Genomic DNA, 20,707 nt, shown 5'->3' with positions numbered 1-20,707 from the left:
GAGGCAGCGGACATGAGACTTGACAGCGCCGCTGACCAGGCAGCTCTCATTCCTGACGTCATAGCCGGGCACGGTGGTCGGCCAAGCAAGATGAGAGCGCCGGCCACCAAGCGGATGCGTGAGCAACCCGCAGCACCCGGGTGACCGGTCGCCGTCTCCCATCCGCCTACATCTGGCGCAGCGCCCGGGCACGTCGGGGAGCCACTGCCGCACCGGCCGCCGCACCGGCGACGAGGGCCCCTAGCGCGACAGCGGCCAGCCAGGCGTACGGCATGACCATCGGAGTCCTGACGCTGGCGAGGAAGGCGGTCATCCCAGTGATGCCCCAGATCAGACCGGCGATGGCGCCGGCCGCGATCATCAGCGCCGCGAGTGTCGCGGCGGCTCGCCTCTGCCAGCATGCGGACGCGCCGATGGCGCCGATCATCTGGTACTCACCCCGCAGGTCCGTGATCCACAGGCTGACCATTGCGGCAGCGATGAGCAGGGTCGTCGCGATGGCGGCGACGGCGACGATCACCCGCAGCCGTTCGAGGGTGTGAACGATGCTGGGCCCCTGCTCGATCGAGATGGTTGCCTCAGCTTGCGCGTCGACGGGCAGCGCGCGTCGCAACTGTTCAGCGGACGCTGGTTTCGCGGGGAAGTGGACGAAGTACGTGGTGGTTCCGATCGGGACCATGTCGAGGGCGCGTGCAGCAGTCGGGCTGATCATCACCTTCGGCAGAGCCAGGTATTCCCCGAGGCCGGACCTCGCGCCAGCGGCCAGTGGCAGGGTGCCGACCGTCCTGAGGTCGAAGCCGCCGTTCCCGTGCGCCATGGCCGTGAGCGTTACGGTCGGGTCGGGCCCGGTGAGATTGAGTCCGGCAGGGCTCAAGGCGACGGCCAGGCCACCCTGCTGGTACGCCTCGGCCTGCGCGGGTGTCAGCTGTCCCGCGATGGCCTGAACCGCTTGGGTGTCCGCGATGCCGACCGTTGGCGAGGGCAGGTGGGACGCGGAGGAGTTGAAGCAGCCGTGCCAGTCGTTGGTGCCATATCGCAGAAGCCCCTTGTCACGGATGCAGGCCTCGAAGTCGGTCAAGGGCAGGACGGCGACGTTGTGGCCCTTGTCGAAGGTGACGGCGCGGCGGTACCCCGTGGAGACGTTGTCAGCTTTGGTGGCGTTGGCCAGTGACTGTGCCTCAGCATCAGTCAGGGGGCGCGGTGAGAGCACGAGGGCGGCATCGCGGGGGATGGCGGGCTGGTACTCGTCCTTCTGCTTCTGTGAGACGGAGGAGACGGTGATGAGGACGGTGGCGGCGACGGCCACCACGACGCCCAGAGCGGTGATGCTCACGGCGGCACGCGCGGGGAAGGCCATCAGCGACCGGGTGGCGGAGCGCAGGGGCAGCGAGCCCCGGAGGTGGGGCACCTTGTGGAGTCGGGATGCTACCGCGGTTGCGGCCAGGACAGTGCCGGTGATGCCGCAGACGAACACGAGGGCCCCGGCCAGGGCGAGGGCCGGACCGTCGCTGGCGGCCATGGCCATCGCGGCGGCGGCGACCGCCGCTGCCAGGCACCAGGTGGCTGCTTTCCGCACGCGGATCGTGTTGCCCGCCGAGAGCGGAACCACGGTGCTGAGCAGTTGCATCGGCTCGGTGCGGACCGCCTTGCGGGCCGGCAGGGCAGCGGCCACGACCGCGGCGCCGACGGTGACGGCGATCAGGATGGCGTCGGTGCTCCAGGCCCCGTCGACCGGTCCCCAGTCCTGGGCGGCCCTCCGGGCGAGCGGACCGACGAGGAGACGCGCGGCGATTTGCCCCAGGCCCAGACCCAGCAGGCTGCCGGCGACGGCGATACACAGGGCGTGCGCGCGGAAGAACGACGACGTGATCCTGGTCGGGGCGCCGATGGCGGCCAGCAGGCCCATGTGCCGGCGCTGGGTGCGGACCACGACCGCGAATACCGCTGTGACCAGCAGGATGATCTCGGCGAGGAGCCCGAACGAAACGAGGAGCGCCGTCGAGTCGGCCGTGACGTCCGGGTCCGCGAGCGCAGCTGCCCTCGCGTTGGGACTGTAGGAGTAGCCGGCCTCCTGCAGGCGGCCGGACAGCGCGGTCATGTCCGTTGCCGGCGGCGGTGTGACGAACCAGCGCGGCGCGCCCAGGGTCTTGGCGCCCGACAGCACGGCCTGACCCTGTGCGTCGAACGCCGCATCGGGTGGAAGGACGAAGAAGCGGTGGTTGGTGTCTGTGCGATCGCTGAGCAGCGCGGTGACCGCCCAGGGGTGCCCGTCGATGTCCACTTGGGCGTCGTGGCCGGACACGTGCAGGGCGGTGGCGAGTGCGGTGGACAGCATGATCGTGCCGGGCTTGTTCGCTGGTGTACCGGTGTCAACGCGGTAGACGCCGTGGATGATCGGGCTGCTCAGGTCCATGATCCGGCCGTTGACGGTGGCTTCCAGACCACCGGTTCCGGTCAGGCGGAGGCCGAGCACGTCCGTGTCGAATGCCGTGGTGCTGCCGGGGGGCAGGAGCGGGGTGATCTGCTGGGCGGCCTGTTGCGGCGGTAGGACAGTCGAGGCGTCGCCCGTGGTCGTGATGACGCCGGCGGCGGAGCCGTAGGCAGCGGCCTTCGCTTCTGGCAGCGAGATCTGGGCGGTCACGCTCACTGCAGCCAGCGCCACGCCCACCGCCACCGGCAGAGCGATGGCCAGGCAGACCAGCAAGGAGCGAGCACGGTGACGAGTAGCGAGGCGGAAGCCGAGCCGCCAGGCGATGCGACTCTCTGAGGTCATCAGGCGGCACCAGCCGTGATCTTCCCGTCCCGCATCTGCACGATCCGATCGGCAGCCCGGGTGACGTCCTTGTTGTGTGTGGCGATCACACAAGCAACTCCCGTGGCTGCGATGCCTTTGAGCAGCTCGACCACCCGCTCGCCGTTGGCTGAATCGAGCGCACCCGTGGGCTCGTCTGCCAGCAGCAGAGGACGATGGTCGGCGATCGCACGGGCGATCGCGACTCGCTGCTGCTCGCCTCCGGACAGTTGGTCGGGAAACTTCGCCCGGTGCTGGGCTGTGCCGACCTGTTCCAGCACCTCACCTGCCCGCTGTCGAGCCTGCTTCGCTCCAGTGCCCGCCAGTTCGAGCGGCAGGCACACGTTCTCCAGAACGGTCATGGTCCGGATCAGGTTGTATTCCTGAAAGACATAGGACACCGCCCTGGCTCGCAGAGCAGTCAGTTGACGAGCACCCAGCCTGCTCAGCACCTCGCCGGCGAGGATCACGGTCCCCGAGGTCGCTTGTTCGAGCCCGCCGGCGATGTTCAGTAAGGTCGACTTGCCGGAACCGCTATGACCGACCAGGGCTGTGACAGTCGCGGGATGAATTTCCAGGGTGGCGGCATCCAAGGCGATCTTCCTGGCCGCCCCGCTCCCGTAGATCTTGGATACGCCTTCGAGGCGGAGTACCGGGTTCTTGGGGCGCTCCGCCTCGAAGGATGGTGCAACGACGGACATTTCTGGGTTCAACCTTTCCTCGGTCGGTCAGTTGGATCCAGCCCGTCCGACGCTAATACCTGGTGCTGTTGTCTGACTACTGTGCCCCTATGCGGCCTTGGTCTCCAAGACCGGCCCGCGCAGGCTGAACAGGCAGAACCCGCTCCACGCGTCGTACCAGGAGCCGATCCAGGGCGTGTAGACATCCGGGGCAAACGCGCAGTCCCCGCGACCCCGAGCCTGGCCACCCACGACGTCACCGCACGAGATGGTCACGCCGTCGTTGTTGCTCCCGTACGTGCCCACCGCGCAGTCGGCGTACACCATGTTCGGCTGGGCCGGAGCCGCGGACGCTGCCGCCGGCATGGCCATGAGCACGCTCGTGACCAGCGCCGCCCCCGCGCCCACGGTGGCAAGCTTCTTGCCGAATTGGTTGCCCAACACTTCGATTCTCCCCCTCACGTAGAAGAAACAGGGAACTTCTGTCGTGCACGGAGAACATATCCAGAGCTGCACGAAAAATTCAACACCTTAATGCCGTGCGGCTAGAAACAGACTCACGGCTTCGCTCGGCCCCCTCGACAGCTAGCAGCACCACCTGCATCGTCGCCGACTAGCGATCAAGATCCTGATGCGCCTCTGGCTGAAAGTCACCCCCGGCTCGAACATCGCGTGTGCGACATAGTCACATTTACCCCCTGGGAAAAGTCGGATCGGCGAATATGGATTCGGATCCTCCCCTTCCGGGAAATCCCAAGCGGAGCTTGTCAATTCGGAACTCTTTTCTCCATTCGGAGTCGGGCATTCCGACAACCCATAGCACCGACCGGATTTGAAGTCCCAGATGATCGTGCACACGTCTTCCTCGGCCGCGCGATTCAAACGCCTGCTTCGCCGACCGAGGTGCCGGACTGCCCGACCGATGCCCGGTATCGTCTGGTCCATGGGGGTTTCCAGCCTTCCGGGGCGGCCGAGTCGATGCGCGAGTGCGGCAGCGTGAGCGATGACCGGCGGCTTGCATTCGTTCCCGCCCCGTTTCCCGGCGAGGCGTTCGCCAGTTGGGTGGATCATCTGGCGGCGACGACTCGCTTGTCCCGGCAGAGGACCGTGAACGCTCTCGGGCTCCCGGCGGGCCGCCACCGGCTTCTACAACTTCATGAGCGACGAGCAGTTGCAGATGATGCACCGGCGTACGGGGCTTCGACCCGCGCAGGTGCGGCGGATGCTCTACAGCCATTACGCGCCGACCGCGTTTCCCTCCCTTCTGCAGCCGGCCCACAAGGTCTGGCAAGCCTCGGAGCCGTGGGCCCGCCGGGAGCATTCGACGGCCTGCCCCCTGCGCCTACGGGCCTCGCAGGGAAGGTGGTTGCTGAGCTGGCGTCTGAAGTGGACGTTCCTGTGTCCGGACGCTTTGGTCTACCTGGTCAACCGGTGCCCGCGCTGCGGGATGCAACTGTATTGGCGGCCGTCGGCGACCAACGCCCAGCAGCGGACGTTCTGCACCCAGCCGCTGAATCCGCCCAGGACCGGGCCATGGCCCCGAGGACTTCCCCGATGCGGCTTTCCGATGGAGGAGTTGCCGGTCGTGCCCGTCGAGGACGAGGAGGCCGTCCATGTTCAGAGGCGCATCGATGGCCTGCTCGCGCCGGCGGACGACGCGAGCAATATCCGGGCTCGTGAGGCTCTGCGGGACCTCGACGCCCTGGTCCGCGTGATCGGGGTCGTGGGCTCTCGTGCCCATGCGGACGGCATGGAGGACGCCGTGAGCCGGGCCCTGCTCGATGGCCGAAGTCGCGCGCATCGGGCGGGGTACGCCTGGATGTTCAGCCGGGGAGAGCCGCTGGCGATCTCCGTGATGGTGCGGATCGCCGCTCGCGTCCTTCGTGTGGAGGACTGCGTCGCAGGGGCCGCGTGGTTCCGGGAGCGTGCGGAGGGGTTCCAGCTCCGGCCGCTGTCCGATGCCCGCCTCGCTGCGAGGGACTATCCCCGTCTGGCCGCGCTGTTCCCCGAGGAGCCGCTGCCTTCCAGAAAGGCGAACCGTCAACGGGACCAAGCGGTCTGATCAGCGAGCAGGCTGCGGGGATCGGCGCCGTCGCGCAGGGACTCGCCTCGGCGCGGCAGCCAGTGCGGGTTGTGGTCGGTGTGGCCGGCGTAGGGGATGGTGAGCGCGCGGACCGCGTACTGCAGGGCTTTCCCAGCGTTGCTCCGGAGATCACTGGCCTCATAGGCGGACAGAACCAGCTGAAGACTCAGGATCCGTTCGTGGTGCGCGGTGTCACTCACTTCGACGCCGTTCTCTTCCTCGGCCAGGCGCTCGCGCAGGAAGGTCCCGCCTGGGGTGCAAGGTGGCACGGGGCTGGGCGGGCAGGGCCGCGTCGGCGGCGTGCTCGGCGCACAACATAGATTCCTGCGAGCGCCACCGCAGCAAGGCGCCCTGCCCAGGGCGGATCCAGGCTTTGCATCCGCTGCGGCGGCAGCGACCGCCGAATCGGTTGGCGAGGTAGTTGGCCCCGGGCACGGTGGTGTCAGGGTGAACGACCGTTTCGGACGGTGGGACGATGGCGAGCGCCACGATGCGTTCCTGGCAGGCGAGCAAGTGCTCGTCGGTGAGCACGACCGGCCGCATGGGCTCGCTATCACTTTCAGGGGCGCCCTACAGCGCCTGTTTCGGGTGTCGTCCCTGTTCGGGGGCGGTTGTAGGATGACCGGGCAAGAGGTTGTAGGATGACCGGGCAGACGGCGTTGGTACGGCGAGCGGGAGCGGAGGTGGCGCGGTGACCGGCACGGGTGCGGGGAACTTGCAGGCCGCTGGGCGCCGGTCGCTGGTGGATGCCGCCATCGAGCAGTTGCGGGAGCGGTTGGCTGCCGGGGACTGGGCGGTGGGTGAGCGGATTCCCACCGAGCACGAGCTGGCCGAGCAACTGCGGGTCGGGCGCAACACGGTGCGTGAGGCGGTGCGGGTGCTGGTGCACGCCGGGATGCTCGCCACCCGGCAGGGTGAGGGCACCTTCGTGCGGAGCACCAGTGATCCGGCTGCCGTGCTCCGGGGCGTGCAGCGTTCCGGGGTGCGTGACGTGCTGGAGGTGCGGGCCGCGCTGGAGGCCGAGGCGGCCCGGCTGGCCGCCGTCCGGCACACTCCCGAGGACCTGGAGCGGATGCGGGCCGCGCTGGCGCGCGAGGCCGAGGTGATCGCCGCCCACCCCGAGCGGGTCGGGCGCGAGGCCACCGTCGAGCACGACCTGGAGTTCCACACCGCCGTCGTCGAGGCCGCCCACAACCCGGCGCTGACCGAGGTCTACCGCTACTTCGGCGCCTCCGTGCGCGAGGCCATGCGGACCGCGTTCGGCGACCACGACATGCCCGAGGTGGTGGTCGCCACCCACCAGGCGCTGGTGGACGCGATCGCCTCCGGTGACCCCGAGCTGGCCGAGCACGCCTGTCGCGCGCTGCTGGCCGAGCCGACCGCCGCCGTCGAGCAGTTGCTCGCGGAGTTCGCCGCCCGCAAGTAGTGCGGCGGCGCGGTCCCCTCTCTCTTCGTTCCTCGTCGGCTGCCCGGCTCGGCCGGGCGCCCACTCCTTGCCTTTGCCCTTCACCCTTTGCGCAGAAAGCCGCACCACCATGTCCGTCACCCGGGCCCAGCAGTCGCTGGGCGTCTCGGTCGCCCCGGTCCGCAGCAAGCTGGCCCACCCCGCCCTGCTGCTGACCGGCATCGTGCTGGTCGCGCTGAACATGCGGGCCTGCCTGGCGGCCATCTCGCCGATGGTCGGCGAGATCCAGCGCACCTTCGGCCTGTCGGCCACGGCCAGCGGTCTGATCACCACCGTGCCGGTGCTCTTCCAGGGCGTCGGCGCGCCGCTCACCCCGCGGCTGACCCGGCGGTTCGGCACCGAGCGGGTGGTGCTCGGCGCGGTGCTGGTGCTCGGCGCCGGGGTGCTGCTGCGGGTGCTGCCCTCGGTGGCCGCGCTCTACCTGGGGTGCGTGGTGATCGGGGTGGCGATCGCCGTGCTGAACGTGTCGATGCCCGGGCTGGTCAAGCGGGAGTTCCCGGAGCGGGCGGCCACGATGACCGGCGTGTACTCGACCACGATGCTGGTCGGCGCGACGCTGGCGGCCGGCACCTCGGTGCCGCTGGAGCACGCGCTGGGCGGTGGGTGGCGGGCCTCGCTCGGGGCCTGGTCGCTGCTGGCGCTGGTGGCGGCGGTGGCCTGGCTGCCGCAGGTGCTGCGGGCCCGTCAGGTGGGCGGCGGGGCTCCGGCCGTCGCCGCCGGCTCCCCGGCGAAGCCGATCGCCGGGCTGTGGCGGATGCCGATGGCGTGGCAGATCAGCCTCTTCATGGGCATCTCGTCGCTGATGGTCTACACGCTGGTCGCCTGGATGCCGACGATCCTGGCCGACCACGGGATGAGCCGGGACCAGGCCGGGCTCGTTTTCGCGTTCTCCAACCTGGTGCAGGTGGCCGGCGCGTTCCTGGTGCCGCTGCTGGCCGGCCGGATGACCCGGCAGCGCGGGCTCGCCGTGCTGATGGCCGGGCTGAACGCGGTCGGCATCGCCGGTCTGCTGATCGCACCGGTCTCCGGTGCCTGGATCTCGGCGGCCGTGCTCGGCGTGGCGCAGGGCGGGTCGCTCGGCCTCGGCCTGGCGTTCATCGTGCTGCGCACCGGCTCGGCGGGTGCCGCCGCGCAGTTGGGCGGGATGTCGCAGGCGATCGGGTACCTGATCGCCGCCGCGGGTCCGGTGGGCGCCGGGGCGCTGCATCAGCTGACCGGCGGGTGGACCGCGGTGCTGGTGGTGCTGCTGGTGCTGGCCGGGGTGGTGGCCGTGGCCGGGTGGGGCGCGGGGCGCAACCGCACGCTGTGATGAGGGCATGGGGGCGCTCGTGGCCGCGGCGGCGGCCGTGACCGGGTGGTCGTGACCGGGTGGTCGTGATCGAGGGGTCGTGATCGAGGGGTCGTGATCGGGTGATCGTGATCGGGTGATCGTGATCGAGGGGTCCTGACGTGTGGTCAGGGCCCCTCGGTCGTCAGCCGAGCAGGTCGGACTGGAGTGCGACCACCTGGTGGAAGGGCTGGCTGGGGACTCCGGCGGCGTTGGTCATCACGATGGTGGCCACGACGTCGCCTGCGAGGAGGTAGGCGACCTTTCCGGTCGGCTGGGGTCCCGTGGCGGTGTCGGTGGCGCTGTCGGTGCTGGCCGCGGGGGAGGCGGTGCGGATGAAGACCTCCTGGTCCGGGGCCAGGGTGAAGTCGTCGACTCCGCTGATCTCGTCCGGCACCAGCTTGACCGCGCCGGTGGCGCCCAGGGCCGCGTAGCAGAGGTGGGCCTCGTCCTGGGAGCCGAAGCGGAGCAGCCAGAGCTCGGTGCGGGTGCCGTCCTTGGCCGTCCAGACCCGGCTCGCCGCGTCGCGGCAGGCGTTGGTGGCGAGCACGGCCGGCAGGTGGGCCGAGTCCTCGTGCAGGTTCGCGTAGTCGGTGCAGGTGGCGGCTGCCGCCGGTGCCGCGCCGGGCGCCTGTTGCGGGGCCTGGAGCAGCAGCGCGGGCAGCTGCGCGTAGTGCCGCTTGCCGGCGCCGGTGGCCGACGGGGCCGGGCGGCCGGCGGGCAGCCGGGGCAGGCTCAGCTGGTTGAAGCTGTAGCGTCCGTCGCCCGGGGTGGCCAGGCCGGGCAGTTCGTGGCGGGGCAGGGCGGTGACCGCGAAGGCGGTGGCGGTCGCGGAGGCGGCCAGGACGAGGGCGAAGGCCGTCCAGCGCAGCACCGTGGCGGGGCCCGGCCTGGGGCGGCGGGGCTTGGGCTCCTCGGGGCTGAAGAGCAGGTCGGGGGCGTAGGCGGTGCTGCCCGGGTGCTGCTCCTGCCCGGGCACGGCCCACGGGTTGAAGGCGGCGGGTGCGGGGGCAGGGGTGAGTGCGGGCGCGAATGGGGGGGCCGGCTGGGGCTGGTCGGTCGGCTCGGGCTGCTCGATCATGCGGACGCTCCGGGAAGGGCCAGCCGCTCCAGCTGCTGACGGAACAGGGACACGGCCTCACTGGTGGGCTCCGGGATGACGCCCTCGACGCGCATGGCCACCAGCAGGCCGCCGACCGTGGCGGTGCAGTCCATCTCGTCGATCGGCTCGCCGGGCTGGAAGCGCGGCAGCACGCAGACCGCGTCCTGGTGGCCCGGTACCACCGGGCCCACCCGGTAGCCGGTCGCGTCGGCGCTCCAGGCGCCGTCGAACGCCTGGCTCGCGGTGGCGGCGTCGGCCGGGGAGGCGAACTGGTCAAGCCAGATCGTCGCGACGAACTGGTGGTCGTCGGAGCGGTAGCCGCGGGTGCCCAGGGCCTTCGGTCCGGCCGCCGGCAGCTGTGCCTTTGCGTGTGCGCGCTGGTCCTGCGGGAGCACGTCGAGTTCGGCGTCCAGCTGGGCGGCCTGCTGCTCCTTGGTGAGGTCGGGGCCGTTCTCGGTGTCGGCGCCGAGGTCGCCGCCGTTCAGGCCGAGCGAGAAGCCGGCCGGGACGGGCAGCAGGAGATCGCTCATCGTCCCGGTGGCCGGCTTGCCGCTCGGGGCGGGCGCGGGGGCGGCGGGGGTGGGGGCGACTGCGATGGCGTCGTGCTTGGTGTGGTCGTCGTCGTGCTGCGCCTGGCGGATGCCGTAGCCGATGCCGACGCCGGCGAGGGCGGCGAGCAGGACACCGGCGGTAGCGGCGGCTGCGGCACGGGGCAGCCAGCGGGTGGTGGCAGGTGCTTCGGGGGTGGGGTCCTGCTGGGGGGCAGTGGGCGGGGTGGGGGCGGACGGGGCGGGCGGCGCGGTCGGGGCGGCCTCCACGGCGGAGATCCCGCCCGGGGCCTCGACGGTGTCCGGGGTGTGGTCTTCGGTGCTGCTCATCCCAGCCGCTCCCACTGCTTCTTGACCAGGCCGCAGATGGTGGTCAGGTCGACCCGGTGGTCGCCGAAGGCCTGGACGCGGACGACCACGTCGCCGCGGCGGGTGATGGCGATGCCGGGGTAGTACTTGGTGGTCTCGTCGGCGTAGTTGTCCTGCTGGTCCGGTGCCCGGCAGCCGCCCTCCAGGCCGTCCGGCAGGGTGGTGTAGCCGCTTGCGGTGGCGCTCTGGGCCATCGTCTCGGCCGAGTCGGCGCTGTCGGAGGCGTACTGGATCAGCTCGACCTTGTACTTGACCCCGTCCTGCTGCCAGGCCGCGATCGCCGCTCGGCGGAAGCCGGCGCCGAGCAGCTGCTCGAAGTTGTCCGCGCTGCGCGACCGCTGACGGGCGATCTGACCGACCGTCTCCCAGTCGCCCGAGACGGCATAGTTGAAGTCGTCCCAGTCCTGGGCACCGTCCGGCTTCGGCAGCAGCAGCTTGCGCAGGTCGCCGTCGATCGGGAGTGGCTTGGGCGTGGTGACGGCCTTCGGGTCGAGCGCGCCGACCGGGTAGGCGGGCAGCGCGGTGGGGACCAGCGGCGGCAGCGCCTCGGCCGGCCGGGAGGCCTGGATGCGGTAGCCGATGCCGCCGCCGATCGCCGGGCCCAGCACCAGGGCGGCGACCAGCAGCAGCACGGTGCGGGAGGTCCGGACCGGGCGGGGGGACGGCAGCGGTTCGGTGACCGCACCGGCGGGTTCGTTCACCGAACCAGAGGGTTCGATCACCGCACCGGCAGGTTCGTTCACCGCACCGGCGGGTTCGGCCATCGGACCATCAGGTTCATTGACCGAATTCACAGGTTCAGTCACCGAATCATCCGCCACTGGTCAGCCGATCATGTTGACGCTTCATCACATCGGTCAGGAGCGACGGGTCCGGGTCGCCCTTCACGTACACCGTCACCTCGTACTCGACGTCGCCCACGTGGGAGATGCCGATCACGTGGCCGGTGAAGGCCTGCTGCTCGGGCTTCATCAGGAAGCCCTTCGCCGCGCCGTCGCCCGGAACGTCGACCGGGGTGCTGCTGTGGAAGGTCTCGCCGTCGCCGAAGGCCTGGGCGTTGCTCTCCGAGGAGAACCGCATCAGCCGGGTGCTGACCTCGAGCCGACCGTCCGCGGTGCGGTACCGGCGGGTGGCCGCCTCCTGGTAGCCGTACGACCCGAGGACGCCGCCGATGTCGGTCGCGGAGTCGTACTGCTTGGCCAGGTCGGGGATGCTCATCGCGATGCCGTCCGGTGAGCCGTAGGGCTGACCGCCGTCCGGCACCGGGAGCAGGAAGTACCGCAGGTCGCCGCCGTGCGTGGCGCCGTCCACCGTGCCGTGCAGTCCGGCGCCCGCCGGCGGGGCGAGCGTGACGGTCGGCAGCGGCGCCGACGTGGGCGCGGCCGGTGCGGGCGGCACCGCCGCCGGGGCGGCCGGGGCAGCGGGGCCGGCCGGCGAGGCGGAGGCCGTGGCCGTCTGCCCGCGGTCCGGCGAACCGACCGCCACCGTCACGGTCGCGCTCGCGGCCGCGACGACGAGCAGGGCGAAGGTCGCCACCGAGACCGTCGCGCCCCGCGACGGCCGACCACCACCGGGCGCGGGATCAAGAAGGCCGTCAGGCACCGACAAAGGACTCCCCCAACGAGTGAACCACCGATCAGCAGGAAGTATGAGAGATCGTCAGCCTGACAACCAATCCAGCATTCCTCCCGCACTCCCCCATTGCTCCACCAATCGGACACGCTGTGATCGAACCGAGACGGCCCGGTTCAGGACAGGTGCTTCAGCGCAGTTGCTCGTCCTCGTCCCGGCAGTCGGTGATGAACATCCGACCGGGCGCGTGGGTGATCGCGAACGGCGGCCGCGACCCGATCACCGCCTGCTGCCCGGTCACCCCGCAGGCCCAGAAGACCGGCACCTCGCCGGGGCCGATCACCACCCGGTCACCGTAGTCGGGCCGGTCCAGGTCCGCGATGCCGAGCTCCGCCGGGTCGCCGACGTGCACCGGCGCCCCGTGCATCCGGGTCATCCGCCCGGTCACCTCCCGCGCCGTCTCCACCAGCCCGACCGGAACCGGCCGCATCGACACCACCAGCCGGCCGCGCACCCGCCCCGCCGGCCGGCACCAGCGGTCGGTCACGTACATCGCCACGTTCCGCCCCTGCTCGACATGGCGCAGCGGTACGCCCGCGGCCAGCAGTGCCGCCTCGAAGGTGAAGCTGCACCCGATCAGGAAGGCGACCAGCTCCCCCTCCCCCACCCCGTCCCGCACCTGCGCGAGCCCGGCGACCGAGCCCGGCTCGTCCACCAACTCGCCGTCCACCCACACCTGGTAGCCGGGCAGGTCGGTGCGCAGGTCCGCCCCCGGCGCCAGCCGGCTGCGCCACGCGCCGGGCGCCGTCTCCTCGAGCACCGGGCACGGCTGCGGATTGCGCTCCGCGAAGAGCCGGAAGTCGGCCGCCCAGTCGCGCGGCACCACCAGGAGGTTCGCCTGCGCGTACCCCAGCGCCACCCCGGCGGTCGGCACCGCCAACCCGTCCCGGAACGCCGCTCGCGCCCGCTCCGGTGTCCACCCCGCCCGCTCCGGCACCATGGCATCCTCCGTCTGCTCGTATCGGCTACCGACCACTCCTCTGCTGATACCCGTTGTCGTCGGAGCGCCCAACGTGCGGCCCGGGAATCGGCGGATCCGGACGTCAGCCACCGCTCCCGCCACCGCTGCCCCGTCCCACCGCCGTTTCGCCGTCAGCTGACCGTTCTGCCGTCAGCTGACCGTTCCGCCGTCAGCTGACCGTTCCGCCGCTGGCGAAGCACCGTGGCACGAACCACCCCCTCCTGGGCAGAGTGCGGACATGCGACTTCTGATGCTTGGTGGATCCGGCTTCGTCGGACGGTCCGTGGTGGACGAGGCCCTGGAGCGCGGCTGGGAGGTGACCATGCTGCACCGCGGCACCCGCCGCCCGCCCGCCGGCGCCACCGTGCTGCACGGCGACCGCACCGCCCCGGGCGGGCTGGCCGCGCTCGGCGAGGGCGAGTGGGACCTGGTGGTGGACACCTGGTCCGCCCGGCCGTCCGCCGTGCGCGACGCCGCCGGCCTGCTCGCGGACCGGGTCGGGCGCTACGTCTACGTCTCCAGCTGCTCGGTCTACGCCGACCCGGCGGCGTACGAAGCCGCCGAGAACGGCCCCCTCGTGGACGCCTCGCCGGACGACGGCGAGGTGCCCTACCCCGAGGCCAAGCGCGGCGGCGAGCTCGCCGCCACCGCCGCCTTCGGCCCGGACCGCTCCCTGCTGCTGCGCGCGGGCCTGATCCTCGGCCCGGGTGAGGACGTCGGCCGGCTGACCTGGTGGCTGAACCGGATCGCCCGCGGCGGCCCCGTGCTCGCCCCGGGCCCGAGCGACCTGCCGCTTCAGCTCATCGACACCCGCGACCTCGCGATCTGGGCGCTGGACGCGGCGGAGCGCGGACTGAGCGGCCCGTACAACCTGATCAGCCGCCCCGGCCACACCACCATGGGCGAGCTGCTGACCGCCTGCGTCGCCGCCACCGGGTCGGACGCGGAGCTGCGCTGGACCTCCCCCGAGCGGATCGCGGCGGCCGGCATCGCCCCGTGGACCGAGCTGCCGATCTGGGCCCCGCCGGGCGAGCTGCACGAGTTCGCCCACCGCCGCCGGTCGGACAAGGCCCTCGCCGCCGGTCTGGCCTGCCGCCCGATCGCCGCAACGGTCGCCGACACCTGGGCCTGGCTGCGCTCCCTCGACGGCCCCGCCCCGCAGCGCACCGACCGCCCGGCCCCCGGCGTGAGCCCGGAGGTGGAGGCAGCGGTGCTCGCGAAGTGAGCAGCAGCCCGAACGGGCCGGGCCCGGACCGGCGTGAAGCGCCTCAGCAGCGCCTCAGCCGAGCTGGGCCAGCCCCTCGGTGGCGATCCGCTCGAAGACCGCGAGGTCGTTCTCGAAGATCGAGTCCGGCACCGGCCAGTGGACCACCAGCTCGGTGATGCCCAACTCCCGGTAGGTGCCGGCCCAGTCGACGAAGGCGTCGACGGACTGCAGCGGCTTCTCCGCCGTGGACCCCTGCAGCAGCACCTTCGCCAGCTCGCCCACGTCCCGCCCGGCCGCCTCGCAGGCGGCCGTCAGCTTCTCCAGCTGCTGCGCGACCACCCCGGGCGCCTGCTCCACCGGCACCTCGGCCGGCCCCTTCGGGTCGCCGTAGGTCACCCAGCCCTGCCCGTACCGCGCCGCCAGCTTCAGCCCGCGCGGCCCGGTCGCCGCCACGTAGAACGGCACCCGCGGCGTCTGCACGCACCCGGGGATGTTCCGTGCCTCCACCGCCGAGTAGTAGGTGCCCGCCCGGGTCGTCGCGTCCTGGGTCAGCAACTCGTCCAGCAGCGGCAGGAACTCGGCGAACCGCGCCGCCCGCTCCTTCGGCGGCCAAGCCTCCTGCCCCATCGCCGTCGCGTCGAACCCGGTCCCGCCGGCGCCGATGCCGACCGTCAGGCGTCCGCCCGACACGTCGTCAACGGTGATCAGCTCCTTCGCCAGCGTCACCGGGTGCCGGAAGTTCGGCGAGGTGACCAGCGTGCCCAGCCGGATCCGCTCGGTAGCCGCCGCGGCAGCGGTCAGGGTGGGGACGGCTCCGAACCAGGGCTGGTCCCGGAACGAGCGCCAGGAGAGGTGGTCATAGGTGTACGCGGCGTGGAACCCGAGGTCCTCGGCCCGCCGCCAGATCTTCTGCCCCTCGCTCCACCGGTGGATGGGGAGGATCACGGTGCTCAGTCGCATGGCTCCGACCCTACGTGTCGAAGAGCCGGACACTCGGCGCATACCGCAGTATGCTTTCTCTATGTCCGCTACGACCCGCATCACGGTCACCCTCCCGACTGAGCAGGTGGCCGAGCTCAAGAAGCTCACCGACAACGTCTCCGGCTACGTGGCCGAGGCGGTCGCTCGTCAGATCCGGCATCAACTGCTCGGTGACGACCTGCGCCGGCACCAGGATGAGCACGGCACATTTACCGATAAGGAGCTGTCCGAAGCCCACGCTAGGATTTTCGGCTCCGCGGAGCCCAAGGGTGCGGCGAGCGCCGCGTGAGTGACCGCTTCGAGACGGTAGTGCTGGACTCACAGGGCCTGTCCGCTTGGATCGCCCAGGACCGAGGCGTTCTCGCGATGCTTCAGGTCTTCCACTCGATGGCAGCTGATCTGGTGGTCTGCGCCAACACCATCGTGGAGGTCACGCACGCACGTGCGAACATGCCGCGTCTGAGCTGGACGCTCTCGCGGGTCAAGGTCATGTCGGTCACCGAGCAGGCCGCCAAGGCATCGGCGGAGCTGCTCAAGCAAGCCGGGCTGCACGGCCACAAGTACGCGATCGACGCGACCGTCGCCGAGATGGCACTTCGTCAGCCGGGGCCCGTGGCGATGCTGACTTCGGATGTCGACGACATGGCCAAACTCTGCGGCAGCCGCGTCCGGCTCATCGCGGTCTGAGCGCCGGCGGAGCTACCGATACGTGCCGCACGATGGCATGGATGCCCCCGAGACAGCCCTGCCCGCGCGCTGGCAACCGGCCGCTCTGCACCAGCCTGTGGCCGAATCCGCACCGATCAACCCGATCGAGCGCAGTACTCCTGGTCCGCCGTCACTGTCCGGGGCGATGGCGATAGCCTGCCCCCGCAGTACACCGGTGTCTGTTCTCCGCGAAGGTCCGCCATGTCGCCCGTATCCCGCAACCGCAGGTCGAACACCAAGAAGCAGCAGGGCAACAAGAAGCGTTCGGGCAACCCGGAGTCCCCGAAGAACATCCCCACCCCGCCCGAGCGGCTGAACCTGTCGGGCCTCCTCGCCGGCAACCCCTTCGGGGATCCGTCCGGCCTGTCGTTCCTGCAGCGGCTCGCGGGCCCGGGGTCGGCACGACCCGACTGGTTCGAGCCGTCCATCGAAGGCATCCTCGACGAGGCCGAGGTGCTGCTCGACGCCCAAGGCCCGCGTCAGCTGGAGGACATGACGGCTCGCCTGCTGGGAGCTCACGTCCACAAGGCCGTCCAGGACGAGCACTCCCTCTTCCTCGGCAACTGGGTCGAGGAACTGATCGACGTGACGGAGCGACGAGCCCGGGAACGGCTGATCGCCGGGGCGCCCGGCAGCCGGGCCGCCAACCTGCTCCTGCACGGCCTGACTTCGGTCGGCTCCCCCGCAGTCGCGCACATGGCGGATGCCGCACTGTCCCGGCTGTACCCGGTCGTGCACAGCACGGACACCGGGGAGGACTGGCCGGACTGGCTCAGCTCGGCAGCGAAGCCGCAGATGACCGGAGACGTGTGGACGATGCGCGACGTGTACGGCAGCCGGCTCGGCGTCATCGCAACCACCAGCTACCCGAACGGCGCCGACCCTGCTGTCTACCTCTTCGACATCGACGCCTGCGGTTTCGTCGTGCTCGCAGGAGGCGGCACTTTCGACGATGTGCAGCAGGCTGCCGCAGCCTGGCGCACCGCAGTCGGAGCGGCGGCCGCCGAATGCGTCCCGCAACCACTCGACAAGGCCCACACGGAAGCGCTGCGCTGCCTCATCGAGGTGGACTTGAGTGAGATCACCATCCGCGGGACGGAGTCGCGGGCAGTGTGGGACGAGTGGTTCCGTGCCCTGCGGCGCATCCACGACCTGTCCGACGTCCTGCAGCGACACGGCAGCTCACTGCCGCCACCCCTCAACCTCTACCAGGACATCGACGTCGCGCCGACGGTGGAGGCGTTCTCCACCTGGCTGCGGCAGGAGCACGGCGAGGAGACCGATCCGGAGGCCGTGGACGCACTGGTCGGCGAGTGGCTGGAGGGCGCCCTGCCCGACACCGCCGACTCGGTGTCACCACATCGGATCGAGCACCAACTCGGCCTGATCAACGACTGGATCCCCGACCACCCGGCCACCATCGGGGCCAAGCGGCTGCTGCCGCAATGGGTGCGGTTCCTCGCCCAGCGGGCGGACATCCCCGACACCGCGACCGCTGCCGCCCTCGCGACGCTGGCCACCGTGTCCGGGGGCGGCCACCGGGCTGCCGAACACTGCCGCGCCGTCCATTGATCGCGCTGCCGATACAGGGCGAGCCGATCTGCCACCTTCATCGCGTCTTCTCGACCCCGACGTCGCGTTCTCGCAGGTCAGGCTGTGAGAGGTGAAAAAGGCTTGACCGAGGTGACCAGCGTGCCCAGCCGGATGCGCTCGGTCGCCGTCGCCGCCGCCGTGAGGGTCGGCACCGCCCCGAACCAGGGCGCGTCCCGGAACGAGCGCCAGGAGAGGTGGTCATAGGTGTACGCGGCGTGGAATCCGAGATCCTCGGCCCGCCGCCAGATCTTCTGCCCCTCGCTCCACCGGTGGATGGGGAGGATCACGGTGCTCAGTCGCATGGCTCCGACCCTACGCGTACTCACCGTCGGGAGGCGGCCTTCGCAACACATGGTGAGCCAATTGCCGCTGTGCGCAGAAGGGTTGCCGTGAGCGGGAGAAAAGTCCCGTCAGGAGGTTCCCGGCTCGCGGCAACCTTTTGCGGCCCCTGCGACCACAAGGGGGTGGATCCGGCCGGCCCGGTGGCCGGATCCACCCGTCCCCTCGTGCACAGTTCGCAAGGAGAACGTCTACTCATGAGCAACCCCACGAACGGCGGGCGCCGCGGGCGTCACCGCCGTCGCCAGAGCGTCACCGCTCTGGCGGTCGGTGTGTCCCTCGCCGTCGGGTCGTACTTCGTGTTCGTCCACGAAAACTCCCAGGCCGCCGTGACGGTCGACGCCGGTGCCTACTACCGGCTGGTCTCGGTCCACAGCGGCCAGGTGGTGGACGTCGACGCCTTCTCCACCGCCGACGGCACCCGGATCCAGCAGTGGACCGACCAGAACACCGCCAACCAGCAGTGGAAACTGAAGTCCACCGGGGACGGCTACTACGAGCTGGTGAACCGCAACAGCGGCAAGGTGCTGGGCATCGTGGGCGACTCGACCAGCCAGGCGGCTGCCGCCGAGCAGCAGACGGACCGGTCCGCCCCCTCCCAGCAGTGGCGCATGGACAGCGTGAGCGGGTCCGACGCCGTCACCTTCACCTCCCGCAGGAGCGGTCAGGTCCTTGACGTCACGGGCGACTCCACGGCCCGGGGCACGCAGATCATCCAGTGGTCCGGCTGGGGCGGTGCCAACCAGCAGTGGAAGCTGGTGAAGGTGCCCGGCACCGGCACGGCGGTGCCCGAGTCCGGTTCCGGGTCCGGCGGCGCAGACGGCTCCGGACCGTATGTGTGGAAGAACGCGCAGGTGGTGGGTGGGGGTTATGTCACCGGCTTGGTGTTCAACCAGAAGGAGAAGGGCCTGCTGTACGCACGCACCGACATGGGTGGTGCCTACCGGTGGGACACCGGGGCGGAGCAGTGGATCCCGCTGACGGACTTTCTCGGTGAGAAGGACTGGAACCTGCTGGGTATCGACTCGCTGGCCACCGACGCGGCCGACCCGAACCGGCTCTACCTCGCAGCGGGCACCTACACCAACGAGTGGGCGGGCAACGGGGCGATCCTGCGTTCCACCGACCAGGGCCGTTCCTTCGAGCGGATCGATCTGCCGTTCAAGCTGGGCGGCAACGAACCCGGCCGCGGAGCGGGCGAGCGGCTCGTCATCGACCCCGCGAACCACGCCAACCTCCTGCTGGGCAGCCGGAAGAACGGCCTGTGGCGCAGCACCGACTACGGTTCGACGTGGCGTCAGGTCTCAGCGTTCCCGGTGAAGGACGGGGCGGGCAGTGGTGCGGGTATCTCCTTCGTGACGTACGGCCCGGCCGGCAGCAACACCGTCTACGTCGGTGTCAACGACACCTCCACGCCCCTGTACCGCTCGACGGACGGCGGCAGCAGCTGGCAGGCGGTCGCGGGGCAGCCCACCGGGCAGATGCCGCAGCACGGTGTGGTCACCGCTGACGGGTCGCTGTACCTGTCCTACAGCAACAGCATCGGCCCCATGGACGCGACGGCCGGCGCGGTCTGGAAGTACACCCCGTCCGGCGGCGGGTGGAAGAACATCACGCCCCCGCAGGGCAGCTACGGGTTCTCCGGTCTGGCCGTCGACCCGCAGAAGCCCTCCACGGTGATGGTCACCACCCTGGACAAGTGGTGGCCCCAGGACGAGATCTACCGCACCACCGACGGCGGCTCCACCTGGAAGGCCCTCGCCGACACCTCGCAGCGGGACGCCTCCGGCGCCCCCTACGTCGGTACCCACACCGGGCACTGGATGACCGCGCTGGCCATCGACCCCTTCAACTCCGGCCACGCCCTCTACGGCACCGGCAACGCCATCTGGACCACCAACGACGCCAACGCCTCCGACTCCGGCGCCACCAGCCACTGGGTCTCCGGAGCGCGCGGACTGGAGGAGACCTCGCTGGCGGCCGCGATCGCCCCGCCCGGCGGCGCCACCCTCATCACCTCCATGGGTGACCAGGGCGGCTTCCGCTACGGCTCCTCCGACTCCCTCGACCAGGTGCCGTCCGGCCGGATCGCGAACCCGCTGATGAGCAGCAGCAGCAGTATCGACTACGCCGAGTCCAACCCCTCGGTGATGGTCCGCGTCGGCCGTGGCGGCGCTCAGGACGGCGCCTACTCCACCGACGGCGGCCTCAACTGGAACGGCTTCACCGCCAAGCCCGTCCCCAGCGCCAACATGGGCCACGTCGCCCTCTCCGCCGACGGCTCCACCATCATCTGGGCCGAGGACGGCCAGGCCCCCTACCGCTCCACCGACAAGGGCGCCCACTGGACCAAGGTCAACGGCCTGGGCACCGACGCCGTCGTCCTCGCCGACCGCTCCACCGCCAACACCTTCTACTCCCTGAACAACGGCACCCTCAGCGCCAGCACCGACGGCGGCGCGACCTTCACCACCCGCACCGCCAACCTCCCCTCCGGCCGGCTCGTGGCTGTCCCCGGCATCAGCGGCGACCTCTGGATCTCCGGCGGCGACCGGGGACTGCTCCACTCCACCGACGGCGGCCGCACCTTCACCACCCTCACCACGGTGAAGTCCGCCTCTGCCCTCGGCTTCGGCAAGGCCAAGCCCGGCACCGACTACCAGGCCCTCTACCTGATCGGCACCGTCAACAACGTCACCGGAGTCTTCCGCTCCACCGACAAGGGCACCACCTGGATCCGTATCAACGACGACGCCCACCAGTGGGGCGCCATCGGCAGCCTCGGCGTCATCACCGGTGACCCCGACACCTACGGCCGGGTGTACATCGGCACCAACGGTCGCGGTCTCCAGTACGGCGACCCCTCCTGATCCCGACCCCCTGAGCGGGCCGCAGGCACAAGGGCCTGCGGCCCCGCCGTG

The 20,707-nt window shown here is 70.8% G+C and carries 18 protein-coding genes and 1 pseudogene; 8 read left to right on the top strand and 11 right to left on the bottom strand.

The features are described 5' to 3' along the window. Positions 1–166 precede the first annotated feature (166 nt). The 3 genes from ACFYNO_RS38140 to ACFYNO_RS38130 all read right to left on the bottom strand — a co-directional run bounded on the left by ACFYNO_RS38140 (position 167) and on the right by ACFYNO_RS38130 (position 3,912). Positions 167–2,773 carry an FtsX-like permease family protein gene (locus ACFYNO_RS38140; protein WP_388022569.1) on the bottom strand — a complete coding sequence of 869 codons (2,607 nt, stop codon included), beginning with the start codon at positions 2,771–2,773 and terminating at the stop codon, positions 167–169. Then, on the bottom strand, positions 2,773–3,492 hold the full coding sequence (locus ACFYNO_RS38135) for an ABC transporter ATP-binding protein (RefSeq protein WP_388022568.1): 720 nt from the start codon (positions 3,490–3,492) through the stop codon (positions 2,773–2,775). Before ACFYNO_RS38135 ends, ACFYNO_RS38140 begins: the two co-directional genes overlap by 1 nt. Before the next feature lie 87 nt (positions 3,493–3,579). Next, positions 3,580–3,912: a hypothetical protein gene (locus ACFYNO_RS38130; RefSeq protein WP_388022561.1), complete on the bottom strand. Its 333-nt coding sequence runs from the start codon at positions 3,910–3,912 to the stop codon at positions 3,580–3,582. Between the two features lie 715 nt (positions 3,913–4,627). On the opposite strand from ACFYNO_RS38130, the gene ACFYNO_RS38125 reads away from it, so the two are divergent. Further along, the gene (locus ACFYNO_RS38125) at positions 4,628–5,533 is read left to right on the top strand and encodes a TniQ family protein (RefSeq protein ID WP_388022558.1); all 906 of its coding nucleotides are present in this window, start codon (positions 4,628–4,630) and stop codon (positions 5,531–5,533) included. On the opposite strand, the gene ACFYNO_RS38120 is transcribed toward ACFYNO_RS38125, so the two are convergent. Next, positions 5,512–5,754, bottom strand: a complete 243-nt coding sequence (locus ACFYNO_RS38120; protein WP_388022556.1) for a hypothetical protein — start codon at positions 5,752–5,754, stop codon at positions 5,512–5,514. The genes ACFYNO_RS38125 and ACFYNO_RS38120 overlap by 22 nt on opposite strands. Before the next feature lie 491 nt (positions 5,755–6,245). On the opposite strand from ACFYNO_RS38120, the gene ACFYNO_RS38115 reads away from it, so the two are divergent. After that, a complete protein-coding gene (locus ACFYNO_RS38115; RefSeq protein ID WP_388022554.1) occupies positions 6,246–6,980 on the top strand; it encodes a FadR/GntR family transcriptional regulator in 735 nt (244 codons plus the stop codon). Between the two features lie 109 nt (positions 6,981–7,089). Further along, complete coding sequence (locus tag ACFYNO_RS38110) at positions 7,090–8,328, top strand: CynX/NimT family MFS transporter (RefSeq protein WP_388022552.1); 1,239 nt, start codon at positions 7,090–7,092, stop codon at positions 8,326–8,328. Positions 8,329–8,491: 163 nt separating this feature from the next. Here the strand turns inward: ACFYNO_RS38110 and ACFYNO_RS38105 are convergent, their stop codons facing one another. The 5 genes from ACFYNO_RS38105 to ACFYNO_RS38085 form a co-directional block, all read right to left on the bottom strand. Further along, on the bottom strand, positions 8,492–9,427 hold the full coding sequence (locus tag ACFYNO_RS38105; RefSeq protein ID WP_388022550.1) for a hypothetical protein: 936 nt from the start codon (positions 9,425–9,427) through the stop codon (positions 8,492–8,494). After that, positions 9,424–10,326, bottom strand: a complete 903-nt coding sequence (locus ACFYNO_RS38100; RefSeq protein ID WP_388022548.1) for a hypothetical protein — start codon at positions 10,324–10,326, stop codon at positions 9,424–9,426. The genes ACFYNO_RS38105 and ACFYNO_RS38100 overlap by 4 nt, the downstream gene beginning before the upstream one ends. After that, positions 10,323–11,066 (bottom strand): hypothetical protein, encoded by a 744-nt coding sequence (locus ACFYNO_RS38095; protein WP_388022546.1) that lies wholly within the window; start codon positions 11,064–11,066, stop codon positions 10,323–10,325. Before ACFYNO_RS38095 ends, ACFYNO_RS38100 begins: the two co-directional genes overlap by 4 nt. 109 nt (positions 11,067–11,175) lie before the next feature. Further along, positions 11,176–11,901 carry a hypothetical protein gene (locus ACFYNO_RS38090; protein ID WP_388022544.1) on the bottom strand — a complete coding sequence of 242 codons (726 nt, stop codon included), beginning with the start codon at positions 11,899–11,901 and terminating at the stop codon, positions 11,176–11,178. 226 nt (positions 11,902–12,127) lie between these two features. Next, positions 12,128–12,937: a putative hydro-lyase gene (locus ACFYNO_RS38085; RefSeq protein ID WP_388022627.1), complete on the bottom strand. Its 810-nt coding sequence runs from the start codon at positions 12,935–12,937 to the stop codon at positions 12,128–12,130. A gap of 259 nt (positions 12,938–13,196) precedes the next feature. Here ACFYNO_RS38085 and ACFYNO_RS38080 point away from each other — a divergent pair, with 259 nt between their 5' ends. After that, complete coding sequence (locus ACFYNO_RS38080; protein ID WP_388022542.1) at positions 13,197–14,183, top strand: NAD-dependent epimerase/dehydratase family protein; 987 nt, start codon at positions 13,197–13,199, stop codon at positions 14,181–14,183. A 54-nt stretch (positions 14,184–14,237) separates the two neighbouring features. Here ACFYNO_RS38080 and ACFYNO_RS38075 read toward each other — a convergent pair whose 3' ends face one another. Then, positions 14,238–15,125 carry an LLM class flavin-dependent oxidoreductase gene (locus ACFYNO_RS38075; protein ID WP_388022539.1) on the bottom strand — a complete coding sequence of 296 codons (888 nt, stop codon included), beginning with the start codon at positions 15,123–15,125 and terminating at the stop codon, positions 14,238–14,240. 61 nt (positions 15,126–15,186) lie between these two features. Between ACFYNO_RS38075 and ACFYNO_RS38070 the strand changes: the two genes are divergently transcribed. The 3 genes from ACFYNO_RS38070 (at position 15,187) to ACFYNO_RS38060 (ending at position 17,426) form a co-directional block, all read left to right on the top strand. Beyond that, complete coding sequence (locus ACFYNO_RS38070) at positions 15,187–15,435, top strand: hypothetical protein (RefSeq protein ID WP_388022537.1); 249 nt, start codon at positions 15,187–15,189, stop codon at positions 15,433–15,435. Further along, on the top strand, positions 15,432–15,833 hold the full coding sequence (locus ACFYNO_RS38065; RefSeq protein WP_388022534.1) for a DNA-binding protein: 402 nt from the start codon (positions 15,432–15,434) through the stop codon (positions 15,831–15,833). Before ACFYNO_RS38070 ends, ACFYNO_RS38065 begins: the two co-directional genes overlap by 4 nt. 222 nt (positions 15,834–16,055) lie before the next feature. Further along, positions 16,056–17,426, top strand: coding sequence for a hypothetical protein (locus ACFYNO_RS38060; RefSeq protein ID WP_388022532.1), 1,371 nt, complete (start codon positions 16,056–16,058; stop codon positions 17,424–17,426). Between the two features lie 83 nt (positions 17,427–17,509). Here ACFYNO_RS38060 and ACFYNO_RS38055 read toward each other — a convergent pair. Next, positions 17,510–17,749: pseudogene (locus tag ACFYNO_RS38055) on the bottom strand (LLM class flavin-dependent oxidoreductase); the annotation flags it as partial. A 234-nt stretch (positions 17,750–17,983) separates the two neighbouring features. On the opposite strand from ACFYNO_RS38055, the gene ACFYNO_RS38050 reads away from it, so the two are divergent. Next, positions 17,984–20,656, top strand: a complete 2,673-nt coding sequence (locus tag ACFYNO_RS38050; RefSeq protein ID WP_388022529.1) for an RICIN domain-containing protein — start codon at positions 17,984–17,986, stop codon at positions 20,654–20,656. Positions 20,657–20,707: the final 51 nt, after the last annotated feature.

Origin of the sequence: Kitasatospora sp. NPDC006697 (assembly GCF_042869935.1) — a bacterium.
Lineage (GTDB): Bacteria > Actinomycetota > Actinomycetes > Streptomycetales > Streptomycetaceae > Kitasatospora.
Note: the sequence above shows the minus strand (reverse complement) of the source record. Positions and strands in the feature narration are given on the sequence as shown.